Here is a 25,836-nt window from a genome sequence, read left to right on the forward strand (position 1 = left end):
AGATAGCATAGTCATCTATGCTTTATCTAGTTTACTGCGCAATATCCAATTGAGCACAGGCTTTGGTAAATGGTTTAAAACACTTGTGATATAGCGCATCGAGCGTGGAAATATCGCCAGCTCTACATCATCGTCAATCGCTTGCATAATATGATCAACCGCCGCTTGCGTGCTCATGATAAATGGCTTATGGCTAGCATCGCCATCGTTTAAATCACGCAATGCTTGAGTATTGATATAGCCTGAAGCAATACAGTTCACTTGGATGTTGTAAGGCGCAAGTGCTGCTCGATAAGCGCTAGCCGTAGCAATCATTGCACGTTTGCTTTTTGCATAAAGGCTAGCATAAGGATAATCCATCGTACCTGCGATAGAGGCAATACAGATGAGGCTAGTTCTGTCACTTCCAGTCAAATCCAACGCCTGATGTGATTGTTTTAACTGCTGCTTTAACTGATCACTTGCCCATCTAAAAACCTGCTCAAATGCCTGTAAATTAATTGCTAGCATTTGGTCGCTATCTGCTTGATTTAAGTGATGGATACGCTCATTGGTATAGCTACCAGCACTATAGATCAGCCTTTGAAATGGAATACCTGACAAATTGTCTAATAACGTTTGCGTTTGATTTGGTTCAGTTAAATCACACACATAAGTTACGATAGCAGGATGCTGGCTATTGATATCGGCTATCTTTGCTGCGCTACTACCAACAACGCTCACCTGCCAGCCAAGCATCTGATGATGCAACGCCAATGCCAAGCCAATGCCACTCGTACCACCAACGATAATAATATGCGGCGCATGGTTTCTAGTGATACCTTTTGCGATGTTTTTCATAATTTATGTTGCTGTATATAGTTGACCGTACGCTGATAGCCATATTGCCATTGCGCCTGCATTTGCTGCACAAAACCGTCATAGTCGCTGTGTATTAGCTCAACAGTCATTTGCTTTAGGTTAAACCGCTTTTGCACATTTTGACCTGCTAACTGCTGTTCATTATCGGCAAATGGTAACCAATGTAGCTGACGGTTTTTATTAATGGTTTCAGTGAGCGCCGACACACTGACTGGTTGATAACTGTGTACTGCTGCCAAGCGCTCATTGGGATCAAAACCAAAAACACGCTGAATCGCGGGAGCAGCTAGCCATGCGTCATAACCTGCCTTGGTCTCTGCAAATACGCTGTCGCCCAACTGACAGGCTAGCTCAATCGGTGTCAGATTGATCACACCTCCCAAGCACCAGCCAAGCTCTGTGATATGTGTTGGCGGTAGATAGTACATGTCAGCCATAGAAGCGCGGATCACTGGGGCAAAATCCCATTGCGTCTGCACCTTTACAGAAGGGTGTATGCGTCCGTTTGCGAATGTGTGCGCCGGTGATGTCATTTGCCCGTCGGCCAGACCTGATGCGAAATTTGGCAAATTTGCTAAGCACGGCGGCGCAAATAACAACTCTTGCAGTGTGGTTTTTTCATTATATAAGCCATCAGTAGATGCTTGATACAATCGACTGGCAATGATAGCTATCTCTGGCGTTGTTTTATCAGCAGCGCTACCATTATCACTAACAGCAAACCTCGACAGCTCATCTAGCCAGTACTGCTCGTTATCAATACGAAACATTGCCAACTGCTGTAGCTCATTTAACAGTCGCTCGTAGCTGTCTGCTTGCCGTTGGCCTTGTCCGTTATCCCTTTGCTTTGATAACCGCCAACGTTTGAGTGCATGGGTCATATAACGCAGCTTTAGACGTTTATTGGCTTCATCTGGCGCGACATGTCTGATGGCAGTGATGACACGATACAACTCACGACTACACATCAGCGCTTGCAAATCCTTGGGGTCAGGCGCAAGTTGTACTAAGTAAGCAGACAAACTACCACCGCAAGTACCAACGATAATGTCTGGCGTCAAATCATGCGCTGCTAGGGCTGCATAACTGCCCAAATAGTAACCAAAGCGTGAGCCGCCCCCTGAAAACAGCTGAACACGCTCATAAGGTTTAACCTGCTCATTGTTCATCTATCACTCGTCATCAGTTGATACAGTTTTAATCGCTAACGAAACAGTAAATATCCCAAAGCGATCGATACGCATCGTGACTTTCTTAAAGCCTGCACGCTCAACCAGTTGGTCCATTTCTGCTTGCGAACGACAACGCATCACCCAACTATTACCACGGTGATTGTTTAATGTTTTACTAATAAATTCCTGCTCAGGGTGCCACGGTTGGTTGGTATAAATCAGATAACCGCCCGATTTTAAACTGTTATAAATACCAGCCAATGCCGTCGCCGGTAGCGCATTATCAGAGAACAATTCAAATAACCCAGAAGCAATAGCAAGATCTGCTTTTTTAGTATCGGTACTAGTATCATTCGTATCTGCATCAATATAACTGGCAGGATCAAAGGCATCCTTTTGACTGGTCATTACTCGATTGCTTATGGCTAAATGCTCTGCCTTTGCTTGCAATGCTTGGATATTATGCATCTCATAATCACGCAACTCAGCATGCAAATCTGCAAACTCTGTTAGCAGATCAAATGCATAAAAACCATGTCCACTAGCGATATCTAACAGTTTTGGTTGGTATGATTTATTGCTGCTTTGGTTTTTATCTTCGATATCTACAAGTGCTAAACGTGCCAACTCCAATATATGCTCACGGCGAATACGAATACCTTGCCAGCCGATATTGTTTAAATAAAACCTATCAACTGCTTGTCCAAATTTGTTCTGACCGCTAGGCTTGTTGTAATAGATATGATCTAGCGAATGACCAGAATCAAATCCATGCTCGAGCCCTGTCGCAATCGCATCGCTGACGTGACCAAATTTCTGCATCACAAAACGGGTAATGGCAAAACTTGGATTAAATGGTTTAATCGCTAAGCGGTCTACCTTGTCTTTACTGGCACTATTAAGATGAGCGGTACTCAAATCAGGTGCTTGGACGTGTGTGCTAAATACTTGCTCAGCAAACTCAATGCAGTCGGCAAATACATCAGCTTTATTGGTCTCATGAAAAATTGCATGATAGCTGTCTGGATACAACTGCCAACGTTTAATCGGTGTGTTAATCGCTTCATAAAACGCGCGTTCAGCCTGCTTATCGACCACATAATCCTTACCTGCACATAAAACAAACGTCGGTACAGTGATAGCCCCTGCATCGTCGAGCAAGCGTTGACCCGTCGCATGCGTATCAATGAGTAAGTCGGTCGAGATACTGTTGGATATTAACGGATCAGCATTATAGGCTTGCTGCGCGTCTTTATCATGGGTCAATACTTGTGCTTTAACATAGCTGCTGACACGGGACATCAGACCCAGCGTACGTGCCACTTTTAGTGACGGTATGGCAAAGGGCATGTACAAGCGAATACTGAGCGCAGGCGTGCCAAGTACCATGCCGCGTATATTTGGCGCATAATCATGTACCCATGCTGCTGCCAACACTGCGCCGATACTGCTAGCGACAATCAGTGTATCTTCGATAGCAATGCCTGTTTGCCCAATCACCAGTTGTACAAAACCCTCTAAATCTCGCTCAAGCTCGGTAACGCTCTCAGCATGATCTTTGATACCCCCTGAGCGCCCATTGCCGCGCGCATCCCAAGCAAACACTTGATAGCCAGCTGTTGCAAACTGCTCTCCTAGCTCTACCAATCGTCCGGAATGCTCATGCCCTCGGTGTAATAAGATAACTTGGCGCAACGGTTGGTTGGCTTGCTTGATAGCTAATTTTTTCATGTCTTCTAAAGGCGTTGTTAGCCAATAGCGATAATAAATAGCTGTGCCGTCGTAAGCGTTATAACAGCTTTCACCATTGATGGTTTCAGATGCAGGTAAGTCAAAACCCGTATCATTTTTTGCGATTGTTTTTTGATCACGGCGTTGATCATTAGGTTGATCGTTGCTAGGTATGACAGGCATCGTATTGGACTCCGAAAAGGAATTTTGAATAGCAGAATTTGATACTGACACATTCAATATTGGAACATTGAATAGAGAACTATCGCGGGCTAGCTTATTAAGCTTACTAGGCTCAGTATGATGACCAATGACAGAAACAGTTTTATCTGACCGCAGCTGAGGTGGGTTACGCATCAAGTATAACTCTGCCATATAACGTAGTCGATTGAGACAAGTCTTTAATAACATCATCTCTGTTAGTATAAATAATTGACTCATTCTGATAGCAGGTAAAGCCACCTGCGTTTTAATACCTACTGGCGCTTTGGCCCTAATACCCATAAAGGCACCAAGCACCCCTAGTATGAAGGCGCGATCGCTTTTGCCTAAAGGCCCTTGGTTAGCACGAACACCTAACATGGTATTACTAGTAACGCCTAACAGCTCGGTGCCTATACTAAGGGCGATGAGAGCAGTGATATGATGCTGAGAAGTTGATATATTCGTTGGCAAATTAACTATTAACGTTTGCCGTTCTTTATTATTGATATGATGGGTCAGAATATGAGGACTCAAGCTCGCTAATAGCGCCGTATCGGCAACCATATCACCTACCTCGTTTAACACTGCTCCTAGCCTTGAGGCCTGTCCATGTTCACGCGCCATCATGCCGTCGATAGCATTGAGTGCCATACGTCCAAACAATGATGAAGGCAATAAAAGCCACAGCCTCTGCTGTTCAGCTGCTGGTTTGGCAATGATATAAGCAGTACCGATACTTAATAAAACAGCGGATACCGTCACTTGGTTAGCGGTAATATTTTGCTCAACCAGCGTATTGCTTATCGGACGTAATTGATTTTGAAACTGAGTTTTGAGCTGATATAGCGACATGAGTCTAGCCAAATATTTTCAGTACTTTACTGTAGCAACAAAAGTTTGTAAGGTAAAGAATTACAAAGCGCTCAAAAACGTTCAAACATTTTGAAAAAGATATTTATTAACATCATTATAATCGTCCAGTTTTTTCTATTTTAATTAACAACGACCAATGATTTGCACTAAATCTTAGTGGCTCATATCAGTATTACTAACCTTATATGGTACAATCTTCAGCTTCTTAAAAACGCCTTATTAAAAATGCTGCGAGCCCTTTATCATGGAAAGCCTAGTCACCCTTGTTCTGGTATTAATGCCAATGTTTATTGGCTTTGCCATTCCGTCTAACCCTACTATGACAAAATTGGCCGACAAAGGTCTATCATACTTGGTATTTATTATCCTAGCGTTGATCGGTATTGAGCTGTCTCAGGTAGAAGGTCTAGGTAATCAGTTGGGTGAAATTGCCTTATATGTCACTGTATTATCGATACTGACGATTGGTTCAGGTTTATTTGGGCTGATGTTGTTCGACCATATACGCCCGTGGCATGCCAAAAAACCAAGCGTAAAATCTAAAGAGCATCGTGTCAGTATTCGAGGCAGCTTAGCACAGGTCGTTTGTGTAGTGATTGGAATGGTGATTGGCTATTTCTTGCCTGCTGATTATATGCCGCCTGAAAACTCTATGACCGTCATGCTGATGATTTTGATTTTACTGGTTGGCATAGGCTTAAAAGGCTCGGGCATCACCTTAAAAGAAGTATTACTGAATAAACGCGGCGTAGAAATGAGTGTCATCTTTACGCTAGCGGTATTGGCAGGCGGGCTTATTTTTGCGCTACTATTTACGGATGTGTCATGGACGAAAGGCTTAGCACTATCGTCAGGGTTTGGTTGGTACTCACTGTCAGCGATTGTCATGACCGATGCTTATGGCGCTGTCTGGGGCAGTGTCGCGTTGTTTAATGACTTGGTACGTGAGTTCTTTGCATTAATCTTTATTCCGGTATTTATGCGCAAATACCCTTCTGCCGCGGTTGGGCTTGGCGGCGCGACCAGCTTAGACTTTACCTTGCCTATCATTCAACAGTCAGGTGGTCTAAAAGTCGTGCCACTAGCGATTAGCTTTGGCTTCTTGATCAATATTATCTCGCCAGTACTAATGGTGTTTTTCTCGGCGTTTGGCTAAGCTATATTTTGTAGATCAGCTTATTCGTATTTGATATTACGATTATTTTATTACTAACCATCTGTTTAACTAGCTTATCAATTGCTTTAGTGTCCTCATTACGTAGATAGCTTTTAAGATAGTTTATTAAACTTGACTTTTTGGATGGTCGAGTACCTGCTGGTCTACTTTTTAGCTGTGCTATTGCACGTTGATATGTTGTAGCAGAGTCTTTGCTATTCTTATTATCATCTTGTGAAACTTTACTCGAATTTCCTTTGATATTATCGAAAGGTGAGTAATAGATAGCTTTATTATCTTGTTTTATTATGTCCTTCTTTTTGAGGTACGTTACAACTAAATCAATTTGATCCTGACTATTTGCTTGGCGATAACTTGCAAGTTTTTGCTTTATAGTCAGTCCAAAATAGAAAAGGTACAATGCTTTTAAACCAAGCAAAGAGAAATATAAAAGATGACCTACTCAGCAGATTTTCGAGCACAAGTTATCAAAAACATTGAGCAAAAAGACATGAGCATCCGTCAGGCCTGTATTTTTTATAATATCAGCAAGAGTACACTACAGCGCTGGCTTATAGACCCAAGCATCCAAACGACCAGAGTCAAAACGCCAAGCAGTATACCCAATGAAGCCCTTCTACAAGACGTTAATCAATACCCAGATGACTACCTGTATGAGCGAGCTCGTCGTTTAAACTGTAGTAAATCAGGTATTGGCTATGCCTTAAAAAGATTAAATATTAGCCAAAAAAAAGACCTTAGCACATCCAAAAGCGTGTCCAATAAAAAGAGCGGTATATAAGAATAAGCTTGATCATTTTAAGCAGCAAGGCTATCCCGTTGTCTATATGGATGAGAGTGGCTTTGAGGCTGAAACTATTCGTCCTTATGGCTACGCACCGATAGGTAAACCTTGTATTGATAGCTACAATTGGCAAGCTAAAAAACGTACCAATGTCATCGGTGCTCTGTATGAAAAGATGCTTTTTGCGCTTGATTACTTTGAGAAAAACATCAATGGCGATATATTCTATGACTGGTGCAAATACACGCTCATTCCAAGCCTTAAAACTAAATGCGTGATCGTCATGGATAATGCCAGTTTTCATAAACGAGTGAAAAGTCTTCTGAATAGGCATGGTCACAGGCTTTTATTTCTACCATCCTATAGTCCTGACTTAAATCCTATTGAAAAGAAATGGGCACAAGCTAAGTTTCTACGACAAGGTTGGATGGAGAATAATCTACCTAAACTATTTCATAATATGGGTTGTACTTCTTTTATTTTGGATTGACTATATCACATTATTCAATCCATCAATTTCTTTGGCCTTACTTCGTAAAACTTGATCAGTGACTAAATCTAATATTCCTTGACTGTCTACTTTATAACTTAGTTTTTCTCCATTTTCATCAAGTCTAATAAGTCCTGCTTTGATAAATTTTCCAAAAACCTGTTCAAAAATATAATCTTGCTCAGTACTATTGAATCTCTTTAGTACTGTCACTGGAACGTACTTCTTTATCGAGTACAATAGGTTGGATTTATAGCTCGGTAAAAAAACCTTACGATTGACAATGCTATCAAAAACCAATACATAACACTCATGTATAACCGATTTGGGAACGCTCTCTTCAAGGCTTTGCGCTAAAGATTTCTTATTGTCCATGGCAACGCTAGTAACGTCATCACACAAAACATGATGACTATCTTCGATGACAAGTTGGCTTTTTTTTATATCTGATGCACTTTCTATGTTTGACTCGTAAGCCACAGTTAGCTGATTAGCATTTTCTAACCGCATGATGTTCATACCATCATAAGCACTATTGAGATGCTCAACCAAGATATCATAACCACTATCTCTTGCTAAAATACAAACATCAGCACTAGGCTCAATTTCAGAGATTTTGCCAAGATAAAAAGACAAGTAAAAATCTAGCGCATTCTTCCCTGCATGTTGCATCTTAATAATGTGCACATTTTCATTATCAAACCTGAGCAAGTTTTCAACCAATTCAAGAGGTAAACTCTTCTGCTGATTGATACCCAAAAACAGCCATACATAGCATTTATCCACCTCTACATTATCGAAGCTTTTAGGCTGAATGTTTTCATAATCAATTAAAATATGCTTCATCAAAATATTCTTATCATTTAATAAAAGTTACGATTACTTATACCCCACTCGCCTGCTTAGCAAATAAGCGCATCAATGGCTTGATTTTACCAACGCGGTACATGCCTTCATTACGAATTTGCTGCACAGGACGCATTTGGGCAAGCGACCCTGCAAATAACCAGTTAAGCGCAGAAAAGCTATGCATCATTAGGCTATTATGCGGACGACGCGAACGCTCATAATGACGTAGCGTTTGATTGCTGCCCCAAAGCGTACCGCCACTACGGGTAAAGTCATGCGTTAACTGCTCAGACAATGCTTGCACATCCAGCATACCGAGGTTCAACCCTTGGCCTGCTAACGGATGTACGCCATGAGCAGCGTCACCGATCAGCACCAAGTTATCAGCGACGTAGCTTTTCGCTTGCTGTGCTGCTAATGGAAAACTAGCGATAGACTCAATCTGATTAATCGCACCCAACTCGTAATTGCTAGCAGCTGCTAACTTATCAGCGATAAAACGATCTTCTTCCTCTATCAACGCCAATGCTTGATTGCGCGGCAATGTCCATACTATCGACTGCCAATGCTGCGGGCTTGCCTTATCAACATCGGTTATATCAGCTAGCGGCAATAGTGCCAGTGTACCCGTCGGTAGCATAGCTTGGCGTGCAGTTGCCTGATGCGGTTTCTCAGTCTGAATCGCACAGCAAATTGCGGTTTGATTATAATCAAGCGTATCTACGCCAATCCCTGCTTGCTGACGGACAAATGAACCGCGCCCATCAGCGCCAACTAATAGACGCGTATCAATCGCTTCGCCATTGTCCAGAGTGATACGGTAGCCTTGCTGCACCCCTAGCCAATCCATATTGACAACTTTATGACCAGCGATAAGGGTCAGATAGTCACTAACATCAGCTTCATGCAAGCGTTGCCATAATGCGTACTCGATAACAGCAGGCTCGACCATACTGCCTAATAATATAGGCTCATGAGTTTCACTACTATTATCCTCAGCGCCGCTATCTTCACTTTCGCCAAATAATAGCTCACCCATCCCATTGAGCTGCCATACCTGCATTTGCGAATAATCAGCCTTACGCTCAGAGCTAGCAATCTTTTGCCACGCGCCAATATCTTTAAGCAAATTAATACTAGCCATACTAAGTGCATAGACACGTGCATCACGTTTGCTAAGTACATCTTGCCAAGCCGATTCATCACGTGCAGGACGAGCATCGATCAACGTCACTGGCATTTTGTCTTGTGCCAACTTTAGAGCAAGCGTTGCCCCAACGATACCGCTACCGATAATCAGCGTATGGTTTTTTTTCATAAGGTGTCTCTCAATATTGCTCAATATTAGAATGCTTATTATCAATCTTAATTACAGTTAGTTGATTCAGTTTAAAACTGAGAGACAAGGCAACCGAGTGCAGATGTATAGGCAATACTTCAAGCGAGGTTAACGCTGTCACTCTTTTAAAGAGGATTAATATAGCGCTATGATTTTAGACCCATCGCATAAGTGGCGACTAGTGGCTTGATATTTGGCAATTTATCAAAGGCCAATAGCGCCATATTTCGCGCTAGCTTAATCGCGGGGTTAGGATGCGTGAAGCCATGTACTACCGCATCACAAAAACGAATAACTCGCTTCTGGTCGGTTTGACGTGCTTTTTCATAACGTTTTAATAACTGTGCATCACCGATATCTGCGCCTTTGAGCACTTGTGCACTTAGCATTTGCGCCAGCACATGTGCATCTCGCATACAGAGATTAAAGCCTTGGCCAGCGACAGGATGTAAGGTGTGAGCAGCATTGCCCATAATGACGCACCGTCCTTCTACTTGCTTATTCGCTAGTACGCGGGTCAATGGATAGGCGCCGCGGCGACCAGCAGCGATAAACTTGCCAGCGCGTTGGCCAAAGGCTTGCTGTAGGGTCTGCAAGAAATGGGCGTCGTCTTCTAAGTATCTGGTTTCTTCACCTGTTGGGCATACCCACACCACAGAGCGCCTGTAGCCGTGTTGATACTCATCATTGCCATCACCCTCTGGATCGGTCAGTGGGAGCACGGCAAGTGGGCCAGCTGGACTGAAACGCTCAATCGCTGCATGCTCGTGTGGCGTATCTGTCTCTACTACGCCGACGATGGCTGTTTGCTGATAATTATACGTAGTTGTACCGATATCTAGCAATTGGCGTACTGTAGAGTCGCGTCCATCACAAGCGACTAATACGCTAGCTTGCAGCTGCTGCTCGTTTTCGGCTTCGTCATTGTAATTAAAGCTAATCGTCACACTATCGGCCTGCTGCTGGACAGTCGTCACATTGGCATTATCTATCAAGGTAATTAATGGCGCTTGCTGCGCGGCTAATAAAAGCTTACGACCCAGCCAAGCGTTTTCGATGATTTGCCCAAATGACTCAACGCGCTCTTCTGCTTTATTCAGCTGCGCGCGCCCAAAACTGCCTTGCTCACTAATCTGTACGGTATCGATACGGCAGGCATGGCTTTGTAATTCATCCCACAGTCCAATCTCTTGATATATCTGTACCGTGCGCCGTGATAACGCTGTATTGCGACTATCTAAATAATGGCTGCGAGTACTGTCATCCGTTGGACTGATGGTTGGATAGCTGTTTTTTTCTAATAAGGTGCTCGCAATACCGTGATGAGCCAATAGCAATGCAAAGGACAAACCAACATGACCACCACCTGCGATAAGCACTTGCTGGTCAGTTATCGCTTCTTTGTTTTTAGAGATGCTGTCGAACTTTTTAGGTATGCTGTCAGCATTGGATAAATGTGAATCAGTATCTTGCATCGTTATTTTCCTATTATAATTTTTTGGACAAGCAATTTATTAATGATAGATAGCCACTCGTCACTGACGTTATTTTATAATTTTTATCATGTCGCTGCTGTTGTTAGATAGCTTACAGCAACCTATGGTATCGCCCATAGATTACCACAAATTGTCTATTATGCCGTGGTCTTAACCGTAGACAAATCGTTTCTTTACTCTCATCATAAACGAGGTTTATTTTTATAAAAATCAAAAATATTAATATGATTAAAGCGCTATCACATGGTGGGTAGCGATGAATTATATAGAACTGACAGCAACATCGAATCAATCTATAGAAAATCGCTGTAGAGTTGCAATCCGCATACAAAAACAGCGTTATCTATCTGATGTATGGCTTGAAATTTAAAAATTCTCTACCATAATGAAGGCAAGACTTTCATTACTTTCATTCACGACCTTCCACAAAAACAACAATAATATCGCCGTCATTTTTATCATCTACAATTTTTTACCACCTAAATACTGTAACGCCACTGACTATTTTATCTCTGCAACCCGTCACGCAATTAAAACCAAATCATAGCGTCGGGTACACAATAAAAGGATAATCGCTTGACTGATTCCATGAGCCGCCGTATAAAGTTTGAATCATTGACCCCAGCACAGCTAAAAACCGTGCTTGGTGAATACAACAATCACATGAAATATATCCAAGAACGCCTCGATATTAAAATCATGCAGCGCCAAGGCGATTTTTGCCTGAGTGGCGATGTGACCAATGTCGAACGCGGTGAACGTATTATCTACAAAATGGTAGATGAAGCACAGAACACCAAAGACATCAGTGCAGAAGAGCTGCATCTCATCATCCAATCTAGCCTCTCTCGTGATGAAGACATCGAAGAAGACGAGCAAGACCATGATGATATGGAATATGATGAAGATTTGGATGAGGCTAGCGAGTTTACGCCCATCAGTTTGCGTACGCGTAAGGGTCGCATCGTTCCGCGTGGGGGCAATCAACAGCGTTACGTAAAAAACGTCCTGAGCTCTGATGTGTCGTTTGGTATTGGGCCAGCTGGTACGGGTAAAACGTATCTAGCAGTAGCATGTGCCGTCGACATGCTTGAGCGTAATGAGATTGAGCGTATTTTGCTAGTGCGTCCAGCGGTAGAAGCTGGCGAAAAGCTAGGCTTCTTGCCAGGTGATTTGACCCAAAAAATCGATCCTTACTTACGCCCATTATATGATGCGCTCTATGAGATGATAGGCTTTGAGAAAGTCGGTAAAATGATTGAGCGTCAGATTATCGAAGTGGCACCGCTGGCCTATATGCGCGGTCGTACTTTGAATAACTCGTTTGTCATTCTAGATGAAGCGCAAAACACCACGCCTGAACAGATGAAAATGTTTTTGACCCGCTTGGGCTTTGGCTCACGTGCCGTCATTACTGGGGATATTACTCAGGTGGATTTGCCACGTGGTCACAAGTCAGGCTTGGCCCAAGCAATGGATATTTTAAAAGATATCGAAGAGATTCATATCACAAAGTTTGATTCAAAAGACGTTGTACGACATCAATTGGTACAACAAATTGTTGAAGCCTATGACGTATTTGATGAAGAGCAAATGGCTTTAGAAGAAAAACGTAAGTTTGAACGTATTAAAGAACAAGAGCGTAGACAAGCCGTCGCTAATGCAGCAGCCAATCTTTAATAATTAAGCTAATTATTGAATTACAATCATTTGCTATAAGCATTTATCTTGCATCAGAAAACCGGATTACTCAAAGTAGTCCGGTTTTTTCTTACTGACAGTTTATTGAATTTAGCTCTTTCGCTACTAGTCGCCCACCAGTAACTTAGCTATAGTAGCCTTTATACATTTTATACATTGGCCTCTATTTATTAGCCAACAATTTAGCGATGAGATAAACAGTGATTGAGCTGCTTTTATGGTAAAAAACTGGCAAATAAATCACCTAGACGATGCAGCATTAGAAACGCATTTATTTATAATAAAAAGGACAGCAATATGAGCCAACCTGACAATACTAATGTCGATGACAAGATCGCTAGCAACCATGCCAGCTTAGCAGCACTTGATATCAGTGCGACCGACAGTATTGATGATGAAATATTAGATACTTTTTATAATCGCGAGCATTTACTATCAGTCATGATGGCGACTTTAGATTATATAGATGGTCGTATTAATACTGGTCTGACCCTACCCTATTTTGCAGATATTGATCCTGAGCTTTGGCAGGAAAAGTCTAAAACACTAGATATATATATCACTGATGAATTCGAAGGCCGTGCTTTAAATCTAGAAGCACGCGGCAAGGACTATGCGACCAATATTTTGTCTTATCCAAGCGAATTACCTGCTGCCGTCATTGAGCTAATGCCAACATTGCCTCTTGGAGAGTTAATTATCTGTCATGAAGTGATGGTACGTGAAGCGGCTGAACAGGACAAAACCGTGGCGCAGCACATCAGCCATTTGCTAGTGCATGGCGTGCTACACCTACTGGGGTTTGATCACGAGCTCGGACAAGCTGAGCAAGATGAGATGGAGTACTTTGAAATTGAGATTTTGGCAGGTCTAAACCTACCAAATCCTTATATCTAAACTAGCACTGCTTTAATAAACAGTCTTCTAACTATTAAGCAGCTATCAATCAATCTTTAGATAGTGGTAGCTTTTGCGCTTGACCCATTTGGTTGATCATATGATCTAAGCCTTTAACATGGACACTGCGCTGCGGGAATGGAATCTCGATTTTCTCATCATCTAAAGCTTGCTTGAATTGCTCCAATAGCTCGCATTGCATCGACCACCAGTCGGCATTGGTTGTCCAAACGTTTAAGGTAAGATCTACTGAGTTATCGCCTAGATTGGTCACTCGCACGATAGGCTCAGGATCAGTAAAAGCCAATGGGTTATTTCTTGCCAGACTTAACATCACGTCTTTAGCCGTTTTGATATCAGCATCATAGCCAATACCGACAGTGATATCGACGCGGCGATTGGGTAGCGCTGTATAATTGACCACAGGTGAAGTCGTGATATCGCTATTAGGAATGATGATATCGTGATTGTTAATGGTCGTCAGATGGGTATTAACCAAGGTAATCTCTGTCACTGTACCTGTGTAGCTACTAATCTGTACGTAATCGCCGCGTACAAACGGGCGAAACGTCACAATCATAATACCAGCGGCAAAATTTGATAACTGGTCTTTTAGTGACAAACCAACGGCAACAGCGGCACCACCTAAGATTGCGACGACCGACGTAGTCTGTACACCGACTTTGCTAAGTGCAGCTAAAATCACCACGACCAGTAGCACGCCATACAATAGGCGACTTAAAAAACTAGCAACTGTCTCGTCCAGATGGCTACGCGTCATCAAGCGATCGGAAAAAGCGACTGCCTTTTTGGCAAGCCAACGTCCAACGATAAATATAAGTATTGCTAAAGCGACTTTAATGACCAGCTCTAGGGCATTGCTCGTTAAGGTAGCGACATCGACGGTAAAACCTAAAAATTCCATACTGACTCTTTATTTTATAGCTGTGTGTTATGAACTTGGATATCTGTGATTATAAAAAATAGTGCGTTAAGCGTTATTCTTAACAGTTGTGTTTTCAGTGACATTTTTTCAGTAACTTTAATTTCAGTAACTTTAATTTCAGTAGCTTTTTTCTTAGTGCTTGTCTTCTTAGCACCTATCTTCTTAGTGCATGAATACATTAACCTTAGTACGTTACTTCGACTGTATCACTATAGCGGTAAGTACGTATCAAGCGCAGCTCGACGATATCGTTCATGTCTTCGGTGAATTTACCAAAGGGTGCAGCTTGTCGTACCGACTGCTTGGCCGCTTCATCCAATATCGTAGAGTTCGAGCTTTCAAGCAGTCGAATGGCTTTGATATTGCCGTCGTTACTGATGATAACCATTAGCCGTACTTCACCCGTAATGCCTTGAGCACGCGCTTGTACGGGATAATGCAAGTTGCCCACTCGCTCGACATGCTCACGGAATGTATTGATATAGTCTGCTGCCGCACCCCGTGTGGTCGAATTACTATCCATCGTCACGACTTTGGATTTGGTTGCGTAGACCTGCTGACGCTGAGATAGCTGAGCTTCTAAGGTGGCAATCTGCTTACGTAGCCGCTCTTCTTGCGCCATTGCATCATCTTGCGCTTGCTCGCTGTCATTATCCGACTCTACAGTGGCCTGACGCCAACTTAACGTCGTACGCAGATAACTCTCTTGATAACGCTGCTGACGTACTTTACGCTGTAAATTAACGATATCTTGAGTCTCACTCATTTGCTCAGCAGACATTGCACTTAACTGATTGTTCTCTTGTCTGAGCTGCTCTTCTATTGTACCGCCGCCCTCTTGTGAAGCGTTGGCAATAAAGTGTGCATCTTCATTGGGCTGCATATTGTCGGTCAGCGCCTTTGCCACATCTTGCATCATAGCAGCTGGGTCTTTTCCCATAGAGAAGCTAATTCCGAAAATAATCAGCACATGAACAGCCACTGCAATAACAATAGCAACAGGCAAGCTTATATCGCGCTTGGGCGCTTGCGCGGAAAAATGATAGCTCTGTGAGTCTTTTATATAGGCCACAATGAATCTCAGCTTGTGAGCACATCAGTACAAAGCACTATTTAACAAGTGTTGTAACGATGGGCATGATTTATACTGGCGCTATCATAACATGACATAGAATTATGTCGCCAGTATAAGCACTGAGACGGCATTTTGACATTTGCCATACAGTATTGGTAACCTTATCCGCTGATTGAAAAACATGCATTTGAGAATATATAAGGCAGACGAAACACTGTCTATACCAAATGAATTGCTATAAAACGCATGTGTTCATTTTGAAGCCACTGTATTTGTTATATACTGCTTTAGCATTAGTAGCACGATACTTTGCAACAATCAGAACTGTGCATCGTGTTGATTAGGCACGGCAGATTATCAAGCAGCACAGTAAATGTAGATTCACTATAGCACTAGTATCAGAGGTCAGTTTTTCGCTTTTGCTACCTATCAGTATAAAAATTACTAATGGTCGTAGATATTTAGAAATTATAGATGATTAGCTTTCGTTCAAATTAACGATAGCATGCAAAGTTTGTTTAGCCATTTTTACGTCACCGATTGAATGACGCGCCCTATAAGGATAATAAGTTTGAGTGACTTTGATAACGTGAATAATTCAGACAATTTTGATGAGTTCTTCGAGAGTATTGGCTATCGTTTTGACGAGTCATTCGGCAGTGGTTGGGAGCGTATCGCCCAATCGGTTAAAGATATCTATAATAAGACGACGGACAAGTTCGAAGATGAGTTGTCATTGCCAGTGGCACAGACTTACGTTAATGATGCACTACAAAAATTCGTCACCGACAATGTAAAAGCCATTTTAGAGCTACGTGTCGAGATGCATGAGGATTGGTTTCGTTTGTACTGCACTGTCAATGCAGGCGGCATCTATGCCGAGGTGGCAAGTAACTTTAGCTTAGTTCACGTCCAACTCGATCGCAATGTGCAACGCTTTGTATTTGGTCAGCAAACTTATACCGATATATTGAATCTGCGCTGCGAATCTTTCGTGAAACGTCAAGGCGTCAAACTGGCGATTTGGTTTTATCATAGCGTCCTCAAAAAAGACCCTTTAGGCTTTATTCTGTCGTACGTCAATATTGCTCGCGCAAAAGACGAAGTGATTTATCTCGATATCCATCGTTGGTTAAAAAACAACAAGAAAATCATGAGTACCTTGCATAAGGTACAGATAAATTATGGCGAGCTAGAAGAAGAGCAAATGATTTTGAAGGCTCAGATTAATTATCGTGATTTACTGGCGGCCAGCAGTAACGAAGATATCATCGGTGATGATGATGATCCTGAATTGATGCAAGGCCCTATTAACCCTGTAGACGATGCGACTGAACCAAGCCAAGAGTAAGTCGCTAATGTTTTATCCCATAAAAAAACGCTGCATCTTAAAGGTTATTGGCCTTATAGATACAGCGTTTTTTTATTAAAGTCGATAACTACCAGTAGTTCTCTACGGCAATATTACCCTCACCGCGACGATTCATTACCAGTCCCAATGTCTTTAATGCTTCTTTGGTATCTTCTACCATATCTGGATTACCGCATAGCATGACATGCGTACTATCAATATCTAATGCGATACCTGCGCGCGCTTGTAACGTACCCTCTAGCAGTAGCTTCGGCAAACGCTCTGACAACGCGCCTTCGACAGGCTCACGAGTGACGATTGGGATAAAGATAAGCTTTGCTGGATTATCAACCAGCATGCCGAAGTCTTCTTGTAGGCTTTCGATTTTCTCAACGTACGCAAGTTCATCGAGCGAGCGTGCGCTATAAGCCAATACAATGTGCTCGTAATCTTCCCATGTCTTTAAATCTTGTAGCATTGACAAAAACGGTGCTAAGCCAGTGCCTGTTGCTAGCAGCCATAAGTCTTTGGGCAATGGTTTTTGGTAACGTGCTAACGTCAAAAACCCAAATGGCATGGTATTAAGCAGTAGCTCATCACCCACTTGTAAATGCTGCAATTGCGAGGTAAATGCACCGTCAGGAATTACGATAGAGAAGAATTCTATCACCTCATCAAAGGGCGAAGAGACAATCGAATACGCGCGAAAGACATCTTCATCCAATGCGGTATCAGCAGTTTCATCACTTACCTCAGTCTGTTGATAATATTTTAATTGACTGGGATTGACGCCCAAGCGTACAAACTGCCCCGCTGTAAACTTAAAACTATCGGGACGGCTGACGGTAAAGCTAAATAAGTTCGGCGTCCATGTAGTTTTACTGAGCACCGTTACTGTTTGAATATTATCACTCATAATTATTCGTCACTTATACTTTATTAAACTGTATTTTTATAAGATACCTTTGATAGGCAAAAGAAAATAAATACCAAAAAGGTAAGCATAAAAAAAGATGCGCCAAGCTTATCATAAAGCTGGCGCATCTTGGTTTTTTAACCGTAACAACAGATAGATCGCAGCGACTTATCTGTTGTATTAACTCAGCGACATTACCAAATGCGAGCCAAACTTGCCCACTCAATCATACTATTTGGCAAGATACCAAAGAATAGAATAATCGCCGTCACAGCAATGACCATGATACCACCGGTACGAATACCCCATTGCCCAGACACGTCAAACTCGATGAACTGCTTAGGACGTTTGAACAGCGTGAGTAACACACGTAAGTAGTAGAATAGACCAATCGCACTGCCCAAGATAATCATCGCAGCCAAGAACCAGTTGGTGCCTTGTACCGCAGCTAAGATAGCAAATAGCTTAGTGATAAAGCCTGCCGTCAACGGAATACCAGCCAATGACAACATCATGATAGTCATGACAGCGGTCAATAATGGACGACGCCAGAATAGCCCTTGATAATGCGTCAACTCATCAGCTTCACCAGATAAGCGATACGGACTCGACATTAATGTCACGACACCAAAGGCACCGATAGAGGTAAAGGCATAAACCGCCATATACATACTAGAGATACTATCAGCGGCCGAGCCAATGCTGACAATCACGATCATCACATAACCCATATGGGCAATAGATGAGTAACCGAGTAGACGTTTGAGGCTGGTTTGACGTACTGCCAACAAGTTACCTACCAAGATAGATAATGTTGCCATAACCATCAATAGCATCTGCACTGATGGCAATGCCAGCAAAGCAGTATCGATTAAGAAACGCACGGCTAGTGCCATCATCGCCACTTTTGATACTGATGCTAAAAAGGTAGCGATAGGCGCTGGTGCACCTTCGTAAACATCTGGCGTCCACATATGGAAAGGAGCAGCTGAGAGTTTAAAGGCGATACCAAACATCATCATTGCCGCGCCCAGTATCAGTAGTGGCGACTCAAAGATATTGCCCAGCACCATGCTGATTGGCTTAAATGCTAGTGAGCCTACTTCTGCATAGATAAAGGCCATACCCATAAGCAATGTCGCTGATGCAGTCGCCGACAATACCAAATACTTCAATCCCGACTCAAGTGACTGGTTGCGCATATAAGTATAAGCAAGCAAACCATATAACGGTACTGATAGCATCTCTAGGCTCATAAAGAATGACGCCATATGCTGCGCGCTTACCATGAGTAATGCACCAATGGTCGATAGCAGCATGAGTAAATACAGCTCTTCTTTATTGTCTTTTAGGTTGGCCAGATACGCATAAGACAGCGTACAACAAGCCAAGGCACAGATAAAAATCACCACCATATTAAACTGAGCAAAGTTATCAATAACAAATAACTGCTCAGCATTTGGCGCGATAGATCCGCTGTCAATCACACCGATCATCTGACCGATCAGGGTAAATAGACCAATGTTCAAGCCTGCTACTGTAATCGTACCAGTGACCATGTGCGAGCGTTTAAAGGTAATCGCGATCATAACCGTCAGTACCGTAATCACTACGGCGATAATCGGCGCGTAAGGCAACAATCCTATCAAATCATTCATCGTAATATCATTCATGACTTAACGTGCCTCCATTACATCAAGCAGCTGCGATGCATCTACCTGTGTCACTTGACTGTATATATATGCGTTATTGATCCACTGCATAGCGTGACTTGAGGTATCAAGGAACGGCTGTGGGTACAGTCCGAGCCATACCAAACCAGCAGCTAATATCAGTAGTAATGACAGCTCGCGCTTGCCCAAATCTTTTAGTTTACGTGCAGGTAAGCCATGTGACTTAGTCTCTCGCTCTGCCAATGCAGCGATGTTGTTTTCACCAAATAACGCGCGATGAATCAAAATCAGTGAATAAAGACCTGCTAGTACTAAACTGAATGTTGCAAAAACAACGAATACTGGATACTGAGCAAATGAGCCGAATAAAATCATGAACTCGCCAATGAAGTTACCTGTGCCTGGAATACCAAGCAATGCTGCACAGAAGAACATCAGTATCGGTGCGTAGTAACGGAACTGTCCCCACATACCACCCATCAAGGTCAAATCACGCGTATGCAGACGCTCATATAGCTGTCCTGCCATGATGAATAGTGCGGCTGAACTCAAGCCATGAGCAAGCATCTGAATCATCAGACCTTGTAAGCTGAGTAATGTACCAGCATAGATTGCCAGTACCACAAAGCCCATATGCGAGATACTGGTATACGCTAGCAAACGCTTCATATCGGTCTGCATAAACGCAAGCCATGCACCGTAGAAGATACCAATCGTACCTAATGTTATCGCTATCGGCGCAAACTCTTGTGACGCTACTGGAAATAGCGGTAACACAAAACGAATCAAACCATAGGCGGCAGTCTTAATGAGCACACCTGCCAAATCCACCGAACCTGCCGTTGGTGCTTGCGCATGCGCATCTGGCAACCAGCCATGAAAAGGTACAATAGGCAACTTCACCGCAAAACCAATGAAGAAGCACAGCATGATGGGATATTCCCAGCCGCCAAGTGACGTACCGAGCAAGTCATTATAGTTAAAGCTGACCACCCCAGTTTGGGCGTAGCTGATAATGACCAATACCAAAATACCGATGAGCATGATAAGCCCAGACGCTTGGGTATAAATAAAGAACTTGGTGGCTGCGTACTCTTTGGTTTTGCCTACCACGTCATGACCCCAGATAGCGATCAAGAAGTAGATAGGAACCAGCATCATCTCCCAAAAGAAGAAGAATAAGAATAAGTCAATGGCCAAGAAAACACCGATGACGCCGCCCAAACTCCATAGCAAGTTTAAATGGAAGAAACCAACACGGCGCTGAATCTCATTCCACGAACAAGCAACGGCTGCCACACCAAGCAACCCTGTTAGGGCCACCATCATCAATGACAAACCATCTAGCGCTAAGTGAAAGCTAATACCAAAACTTGGTATCCATGGCACACTGAACTCCGCGACCCAAGGCACGGTAGCATCTGGTGCAATGACCTGCTTACTCATACCGCTAAAATCGCCCTGCTGCCAAAGTACCAATGACAACACAAAGGTCAACGTCATACCGATCAAGGCAATCCAGCGCGGCAGACGTTTATTAAATCGCTCTACCAACCAGCATAGCAATCCTGCAATAAAAGGAATTGCGATTAATGCTGGTAGCATCCACGTTTGTTGTAACTCAATCATCTTTTACACCACCGTCATCATTACCAGCACCAGCAATACAGCCATACCCAAGCCAAAGCTTGTGGCATAACCTCGAAGAGACCCTGTTTGCGTCGCAGACAATACTTTATTACCTGCTGAGGCCAGCTTAGGTAACAGCAACCACGTTTTATCGATAGGGTCGGCTTTTAATAAGCGGCCGATGAATAAAAAGGGTTTTACAAAAATTACATCATATAGCGCGTCGAAACCTAGGCCATGGTAGCACCAGTGGTATAGTGCCCCACCAATACGTGAGCGCTTAAAGCTAGTGAGCATGCGACCTTTATTGACCACATATAACAGTGCTGCCAATATCAAACCTGCTGCCATGGCACCCATCGCGATATACTCTGCGGTGTGTTTAGCATGCGCTTGACCTGCGACTTCTAATAGATGACCAACGCTCTCTGGCAATACCCCATCTAATGGTGGCGTAATCCAAGCACCAACGGCTGTAGATAACACTAGCAATACGGTTAAAGGTAACCAGTACGACACCCCTGATAGCTTATGGGCATGGGTTTTCTCTTCACCAAAGAATATGATCCAAATCATACGGAACGTATAAATCGCGGTTAAGAATGCACCGAATACACCCATGTAGAATAGTACTAAGTGACCTGTGGCATAAGTTTCCCAAAGAATCGCTTCTTTAGAATAGAAACCAACGGTAACCCAAGGTATGGCAGCGAGTGCACCGCCACCGACGATATAACACCAAAATACCAATGGTATCTTTTTGCGCAGACCGCCCATCTTAAAGATGTCTTGCTCGTGATGTACCGCAAGGATGACCGCACCGGATGATAAGAATAGCAATGCTTTAAAGAAAGCATGGGTCATCAGATGGAAGATAGCCCCTTGCCACGCGCCCACGCCAAGTGCTAAGAACATATAGCCAATTTGACTCATGGTCGAATACGCAAGAATACGTTTGATGTCTGTTTGCGCGAGCGCACAGAATCCAGCAACGACCAATGTCAACGCCCCTACGCCGCCAACCCAATACAACAGAATACCTGGAGTCAGCTCAAACAAAGGATGTAAACGAGCAATCAGATAAACACCTGCTGTCACCATCGTTGCAGCGTGAATCAATGCCGATACTGGTGTCGGGCCTGCCATCGCATCAGCAAGCCATGTATGTAGTGGCAACTGCGCTGACTTACCCATCGCGCCGCCGACCAACATCATCGTGGTCAGCATCATCGTTGGGTTATTGATATCGAATACTTCTGGTGCGCGCGTAATAATCTCTTGAATATTAAGCGTACCGAATTCGCGGAATAATAAAAACAAACCGAAGGCTAAGAACACATCACCGACACGCGTGACGGTAAAGGCTTTCATCGCGGCACGGCCGTTGGCTCTATCATGGTAATAATAACCAATCAATAGGTACGAACAGATACCCACGCCTTCCCAACCGAGATATAGCAAGAACAGATCATCTGCGAGTACCAGTAACAACATACTGGCCACGAACAAGTTCATATAGCTAAAGAAACGAGCAAAGCCAGTGTCGCCTTTCATATACCAAGAGGCAAACAGATGAATTAAAAAGCCAATCCCAGTGATAACACCTGTCATGGTCAATGCAAGACCATCAAAGCTCAAACCGAAATGTGGCGCAAAATCGCCAACTTGGAACCACGTCCATAGCGGAACTTCAATTACCGTTCCAGTTGGATTGGTGGTCAAAAAGGTATAGCTAACCACTAGCGTGCATAGTGCTGATAACAGCATGCTACCCACGCCAACAATCGCTGCGACCATCTCTGATAATTTGTCGCGCATAAAGGCTAAAATCAAAAAGCCAATGAGCGGGAATATAAAGGTTAATGGTAATAAACTCATGACATCATCCTTTCATCTCATTGGCGCTATCGACATCGAGATGCCCACGCTGATGATAAAAACGCAATAATATTGCCAGACCAATTGACGCTTCAGCCGCAGCCAAGGTCAAAATAAAGATAAACATAATCTGTCCGTCTGGATCGACCCAGCGACTACCTGCCACTACAAATGCCAATGCTGCCGCATTCATCATGATCTCAAGACTCATTAGCATAAATAGGAAGTTACGTCGTACCATGACGCCGCACAGACCGATGGCAAATAAAATGCCTGCCAAAATCAGTCCATGGCTCATGGGTATCATACCCAGTACATTTTGCGCCTCAGCAACTGGCTGTACTAAGCCTGCCACCTCGTGGGCAAACGGCACGTTTGACACATCTTGTGCCACGCTTGCTGCTAGTACCATTAGTCTGACTCCTTGCGCGTAACTTTATTCGCACCTGCTTTCGTGCCAACCTTCATACCTACATAGTCATGCGGGTCAACATCTTTATATTCGTAAGGCTTAGCCATTTCTACGCCATCATGCTGTGTAAGCGTACTATCATTGTCGTATTGTTTGATACTACCTACGCTTGGCTTGAAATTTTGGCTATCGTTACCGATGACCTCATCGTCGACTGTCTCTTTACCTAAATGATAAGCGGCGACCAAGGCTGCCAATAATAGCAATGCTGCTACTTCAACCAGCATAATGTATTTGGTAAATAACACTGTACCGACTGCTTTGGCAGAGATAGTCGTGCCACCCATCATGACAGCTTCATCGTGATTAAGACCAATCATTGCATAGAGCACAACGGCAATGATTATCGTCAATCCTGTCGGTATCGCCCAAGTACCAGCATCGAGCCAACGCTCTTCGCGCTCATCATTGCTCATGCCCAAATTAAGCATCATGATAACGAAAACAAATAGCACCATAATGGCACCAGCATAAACAACAATCTCTAGCGCACCCGCAAACGGCGCACCTAATACAAAAAATATCCCAGCAATTGCCAACAACGACACAATCATCGATAAAATAGCATGCACTGGATTGGCCTGAGTCACTACGCGCAGACTGGCAAATATCGCCACGGCCGCAAGCGAATAAAACCCAGCCAGTTCAGGATGGTTCAAAATATTCATCATGGTAGCAAGCTCCTTAGATCAATCGGTGCAGACTCATTTTGTGCTGCGCCTTTTGGTTTATCTGCTACCGCCATACCTGTCACACGATAATAGTTATAATCAGGGTATTTACCTGGTCCTGAAATGAGCAAATGCTCTTTTTCGTAGACCAAATCTTGGCGCTTATATTCACCCAGCTCAAAATCTGGGGTCATTTGAATCGCTGTCGTTGGACAGGCTTCTTCACACAATCCACAAAAAATACAGCGTGAGAAGTTAATACGGAAAAACTCTGGATACCAGCGTCCATCTTCACGCTCGGCTTTTTGTAATGAGATACACCCTACCGGACATGCCACCGCACACAAGTTACAAGCGACACAGCGCTCGTCTCCATCAGGATCACGCGTTAGGACAATACGTCCACGAAAACGCGGCGGTACAGGTACCGGCTCTTCAGGATAAAGGATGGTGTCACGCGGTCTGAGCGCATGACTATTGACCATCCACATGCTGCGGACAATGGTAAATATACCAATGACGGTCTTTTTTATGGTAGTAAACATGGGATTATTATCCTTATCAGCTTTACCCTAGTTCATCAGTAATGGCTAGTGATGGCTACTAGTAATGACTATAACGTTGGGGAAAAGATCAAAATGACCGCAGCAGTAATCAATAGATTGATTAAGGTTACGGGCAGACATACTTTCCAGCCAAAGTTCATCACCTGATCATAACGCGGACGCATGAGTGAGCCTCGAGCCAAAACAAACATGGTCATAAAGAACAGCGTTTTAATCATGAACCAAAAAGCTGGTGGAATAAATGGAATATCTAAATTGAACGGCGCAAGCCAACCGCCAAAGAACAAGCAAGTCATCAAGGCAGAAATTAAGACAACATTGACATACTCACCAATGAAGAACATACCGAACTTCATGCCAGAATATTCGACATGATAACCTTCGGCTAGCTCTTGCTCTGCTTCTGGTTGGTCAAATGGATGTCTATGCGTCACGGCCACACCAGCCACCACAAAGGTCAAAAATCCGAAGAACTGCGGAATGATATACCAGCCGTCCGCTTGCGCTTCAACAATGGCACGTAGGTTAAATGAACCTGTTAGCGCAACAACGCCCATCAACGACAAACCCAAAAACACTTCGTAACTGATCGTCTGTGCAGCTGAGCGCAAACCACCGAGTAGCGAGAATTTGTTGGCAGAGGCCCAACCGCCGAACATCACCGCATAGACAGCAATACCCGCCATGGCAAAGAAAAACAGAATACCAATATCCCAATCAACGACGCCAAGCGTTGGCGAGATAGGAATAATGGCAAATGAAGCCAAGGCAGTAAACATTGCGACTGCAGGTGCCAAGGTGAACATAAACTTATCGGTAAAGTTCGGTGTCCAATCTTCCTTAAAGAAGATTTTGAGCATATCGGCGACTAACTGCAACGAACCAAAAGGCCCAACACGGTTTGGACCATAACGATCTTGCCATAAGGCCAACATACGGCGCTCATAGATAATCATCATCGCGGCAACCAATACCACGACCAAAAAGATAACTAGCGATTGACCCACCAAAAACAGGATAGACCAAGTATCAAAACTCATGCTATTGGCCAAAAAGCTTGGCACATCAGGGATAATACGGGTAAC

22 protein-coding genes are annotated in these 25,836 nt (G+C 43.4%); 6 read left to right on the forward strand and 16 right to left on the reverse strand.

The genetic code is table 11. The features are described 5' to 3' along the window. Nucleotides 1-15: 15 nt before the first annotated feature. Genes CXF61_RS05445 through CXF61_RS05455 form a run of 3 tightly spaced genes read right to left on the reverse strand, consistent with a single transcriptional unit; the run spans nucleotide 16 to nucleotide 4,820 of the window. Complete coding sequence (locus CXF61_RS05445) at nucleotides 16-840, reverse strand: SDR family NAD(P)-dependent oxidoreductase (RefSeq protein WP_165597452.1); 825 nt, start codon at nucleotides 838-840, stop codon at nucleotides 16-18. Beyond that, on the reverse strand, nucleotides 837-2,030 hold the full coding sequence (locus CXF61_RS05450) for a patatin-like phospholipase family protein (RefSeq protein ID WP_165597453.1): 1,194 nt from the start codon (nucleotides 2,028-2,030) through the stop codon (nucleotides 837-839). Before CXF61_RS05450 ends, CXF61_RS05445 begins: the two co-directional genes overlap by 4 nt. Before the next feature lie 3 nt (nucleotides 2,031-2,033). Next, nucleotides 2,034-4,820 (reverse strand): alpha/beta fold hydrolase, encoded by a 2,787-nt coding sequence (locus CXF61_RS05455; protein ID WP_165597454.1) that lies wholly within the window; start codon nucleotides 4,818-4,820, stop codon nucleotides 2,034-2,036. A gap of 265 nt (nucleotides 4,821-5,085) precedes the next feature. Here CXF61_RS05455 and CXF61_RS05460 point away from each other — a divergent pair, with 265 nt between their 5' ends. From CXF61_RS05460 to CXF61_RS05470, 3 genes are all read left to right on the forward strand, one after another. Then, a complete protein-coding gene (locus CXF61_RS05460; protein ID WP_165597455.1) occupies nucleotides 5,086-5,997 on the forward strand; it encodes a LysO family transporter in 912 nt (303 codons plus the stop codon). Nucleotides 5,998-6,451: 454 nt separating this feature from the next. Then, the gene (locus tag CXF61_RS05465) at nucleotides 6,452-6,799 is read left to right on the forward strand and encodes an IS630 transposase-related protein (RefSeq protein ID WP_165597456.1); all 348 of its coding nucleotides are present in this window, start codon (nucleotides 6,452-6,454) and stop codon (nucleotides 6,797-6,799) included. Beyond that, complete coding sequence (locus tag CXF61_RS05470) at nucleotides 6,780-7,292, forward strand: IS630 family transposase (protein WP_240990771.1); 513 nt, start codon at nucleotides 6,780-6,782, stop codon at nucleotides 7,290-7,292. The genes CXF61_RS05465 and CXF61_RS05470 overlap by 20 nt, the downstream gene beginning before the upstream one ends. Here CXF61_RS05470 and CXF61_RS05475 read toward each other — a convergent pair whose 3' ends face one another. The 3 genes from CXF61_RS05475 to CXF61_RS05485 all read right to left on the reverse strand — a co-directional run bounded on the left by CXF61_RS05475 (nucleotide 7,293) and on the right by CXF61_RS05485 (nucleotide 10,955). Beyond that, nucleotides 7,293-8,138, reverse strand: coding sequence for a PIN domain-containing protein (locus tag CXF61_RS05475; protein WP_165597458.1), 846 nt, complete (start codon nucleotides 8,136-8,138; stop codon nucleotides 7,293-7,295). A 37-nt stretch (nucleotides 8,139-8,175) separates the two neighbouring features. Beyond that, nucleotides 8,176-9,459 carry an FAD-dependent monooxygenase gene (locus CXF61_RS05480; protein WP_165597459.1) on the reverse strand — a complete coding sequence of 428 codons (1,284 nt, stop codon included), beginning with the start codon at nucleotides 9,457-9,459 and terminating at the stop codon, nucleotides 8,176-8,178. A gap of 167 nt (nucleotides 9,460-9,626) precedes the next feature. Beyond that, nucleotides 9,627-10,955, reverse strand: coding sequence for a UbiH/UbiF/VisC/COQ6 family ubiquinone biosynthesis hydroxylase (locus tag CXF61_RS05485; RefSeq protein WP_165597460.1), 1,329 nt, complete (start codon nucleotides 10,953-10,955; stop codon nucleotides 9,627-9,629). A 597-nt stretch (nucleotides 10,956-11,552) separates the two neighbouring features. Here CXF61_RS05485 and CXF61_RS05490 point away from each other — a divergent pair. Further along, on the forward strand, nucleotides 11,553-12,656 hold the full coding sequence (locus CXF61_RS05490) for a PhoH family protein (RefSeq protein WP_179798643.1): 1,104 nt from the start codon (nucleotides 11,553-11,555) through the stop codon (nucleotides 12,654-12,656). Nucleotides 12,657-12,974: 318 nt separating this feature from the next. Continuing rightward, nucleotides 12,975-13,574: an rRNA maturation RNase YbeY gene (gene ybeY / locus CXF61_RS05495; RefSeq protein WP_165597461.1), complete on the forward strand. Its 600-nt coding sequence runs from the start codon at nucleotides 12,975-12,977 to the stop codon at nucleotides 13,572-13,574. 49 nt (nucleotides 13,575-13,623) lie between these two features. Here the strand turns inward: ybeY and CXF61_RS05500 are convergent, their stop codons facing one another. Together CXF61_RS05500 and CXF61_RS05505 are read right to left on the reverse strand one after the other, a co-directional pair. Then, nucleotides 13,624-14,499 carry a mechanosensitive ion channel family protein gene (locus CXF61_RS05500; protein WP_102092965.1) on the reverse strand — a complete coding sequence of 292 codons (876 nt, stop codon included), beginning with the start codon at nucleotides 14,497-14,499 and terminating at the stop codon, nucleotides 13,624-13,626. Between the two features lie 205 nt (nucleotides 14,500-14,704). Beyond that, nucleotides 14,705-15,592: a TonB family protein gene (locus CXF61_RS05505; RefSeq protein ID WP_165597462.1), complete on the reverse strand. Its 888-nt coding sequence runs from the start codon at nucleotides 15,590-15,592 to the stop codon at nucleotides 14,705-14,707. Between the two features lie 574 nt (nucleotides 15,593-16,166). Here CXF61_RS05505 and CXF61_RS05510 point away from each other — a divergent pair. Then, a complete protein-coding gene (locus CXF61_RS05510) occupies nucleotides 16,167-16,946 on the forward strand; it encodes a hypothetical protein (RefSeq protein WP_224737876.1) in 780 nt (259 codons plus the stop codon). Between the two features lie 88 nt (nucleotides 16,947-17,034). Here CXF61_RS05510 and CXF61_RS05515 read toward each other — a convergent pair whose 3' ends face one another. From CXF61_RS05515 to nuoH, 8 genes are all read right to left on the reverse strand, one after another. Further along, the gene (locus tag CXF61_RS05515; protein ID WP_160021574.1) at nucleotides 17,035-17,862 is read right to left on the reverse strand and encodes a ferredoxin--NADP reductase; all 828 of its coding nucleotides are present in this window, start codon (nucleotides 17,860-17,862) and stop codon (nucleotides 17,035-17,037) included. A gap of 194 nt (nucleotides 17,863-18,056) precedes the next feature. After that, entirely contained in the window at nucleotides 18,057-19,535 is a 1,479-nt protein-coding gene (locus CXF61_RS05520; RefSeq protein ID WP_160021573.1) for an NADH-quinone oxidoreductase subunit N, read from the reverse strand. A gap of 3 nt (nucleotides 19,536-19,538) precedes the next feature. After that, nucleotides 19,539-21,164 carry an NADH-quinone oxidoreductase subunit M gene (nuoM, locus tag CXF61_RS05525; RefSeq protein ID WP_160021572.1) on the reverse strand — a complete coding sequence of 542 codons (1,626 nt, stop codon included), beginning with the start codon at nucleotides 21,162-21,164 and terminating at the stop codon, nucleotides 19,539-19,541. A 3-nt stretch (nucleotides 21,165-21,167) separates the two neighbouring features. After that, entirely contained in the window at nucleotides 21,168-23,042 is a 1,875-nt protein-coding gene (gene nuoL / locus CXF61_RS05530; protein WP_160021571.1) for an NADH-quinone oxidoreductase subunit L, read from the reverse strand. Nucleotides 23,043-23,046: 4 nt separating this feature from the next. Further along, nucleotides 23,047-23,355 (reverse strand): NADH-quinone oxidoreductase subunit NuoK, encoded by a 309-nt coding sequence (nuoK, locus tag CXF61_RS05535; RefSeq protein WP_025653102.1) that lies wholly within the window; start codon nucleotides 23,353-23,355, stop codon nucleotides 23,047-23,049. A gap of 98 nt (nucleotides 23,356-23,453) precedes the next feature. Beyond that, the gene (gene nuoJ, locus CXF61_RS05540) at nucleotides 23,454-24,185 is read right to left on the reverse strand and encodes an NADH-quinone oxidoreductase subunit J (RefSeq protein ID WP_160021570.1); all 732 of its coding nucleotides are present in this window, start codon (nucleotides 24,183-24,185) and stop codon (nucleotides 23,454-23,456) included. Next, nucleotides 24,182-24,730: an NADH-quinone oxidoreductase subunit NuoI gene (gene nuoI / locus CXF61_RS05545; protein WP_010198902.1), complete on the reverse strand. Its 549-nt coding sequence runs from the start codon at nucleotides 24,728-24,730 to the stop codon at nucleotides 24,182-24,184. Before nuoI ends, nuoJ begins: the two co-directional genes overlap by 4 nt. Nucleotides 24,731-24,798: 68 nt before the next feature. Next, nucleotides 24,799-25,791, reverse strand: coding sequence for an NADH-quinone oxidoreductase subunit NuoH (nuoH, locus tag CXF61_RS05550; protein ID WP_179798733.1), 993 nt, complete (start codon nucleotides 25,789-25,791; stop codon nucleotides 24,799-24,801). Nucleotides 25,792-25,836 lie beyond the last annotated feature (45 nt).

Origin of the sequence: Psychrobacter sp. 4Dc, from assembly GCF_002836715.1 — a bacterium.
GTDB lineage: Bacteria > Pseudomonadota > Gammaproteobacteria > Pseudomonadales > Moraxellaceae > Psychrobacter.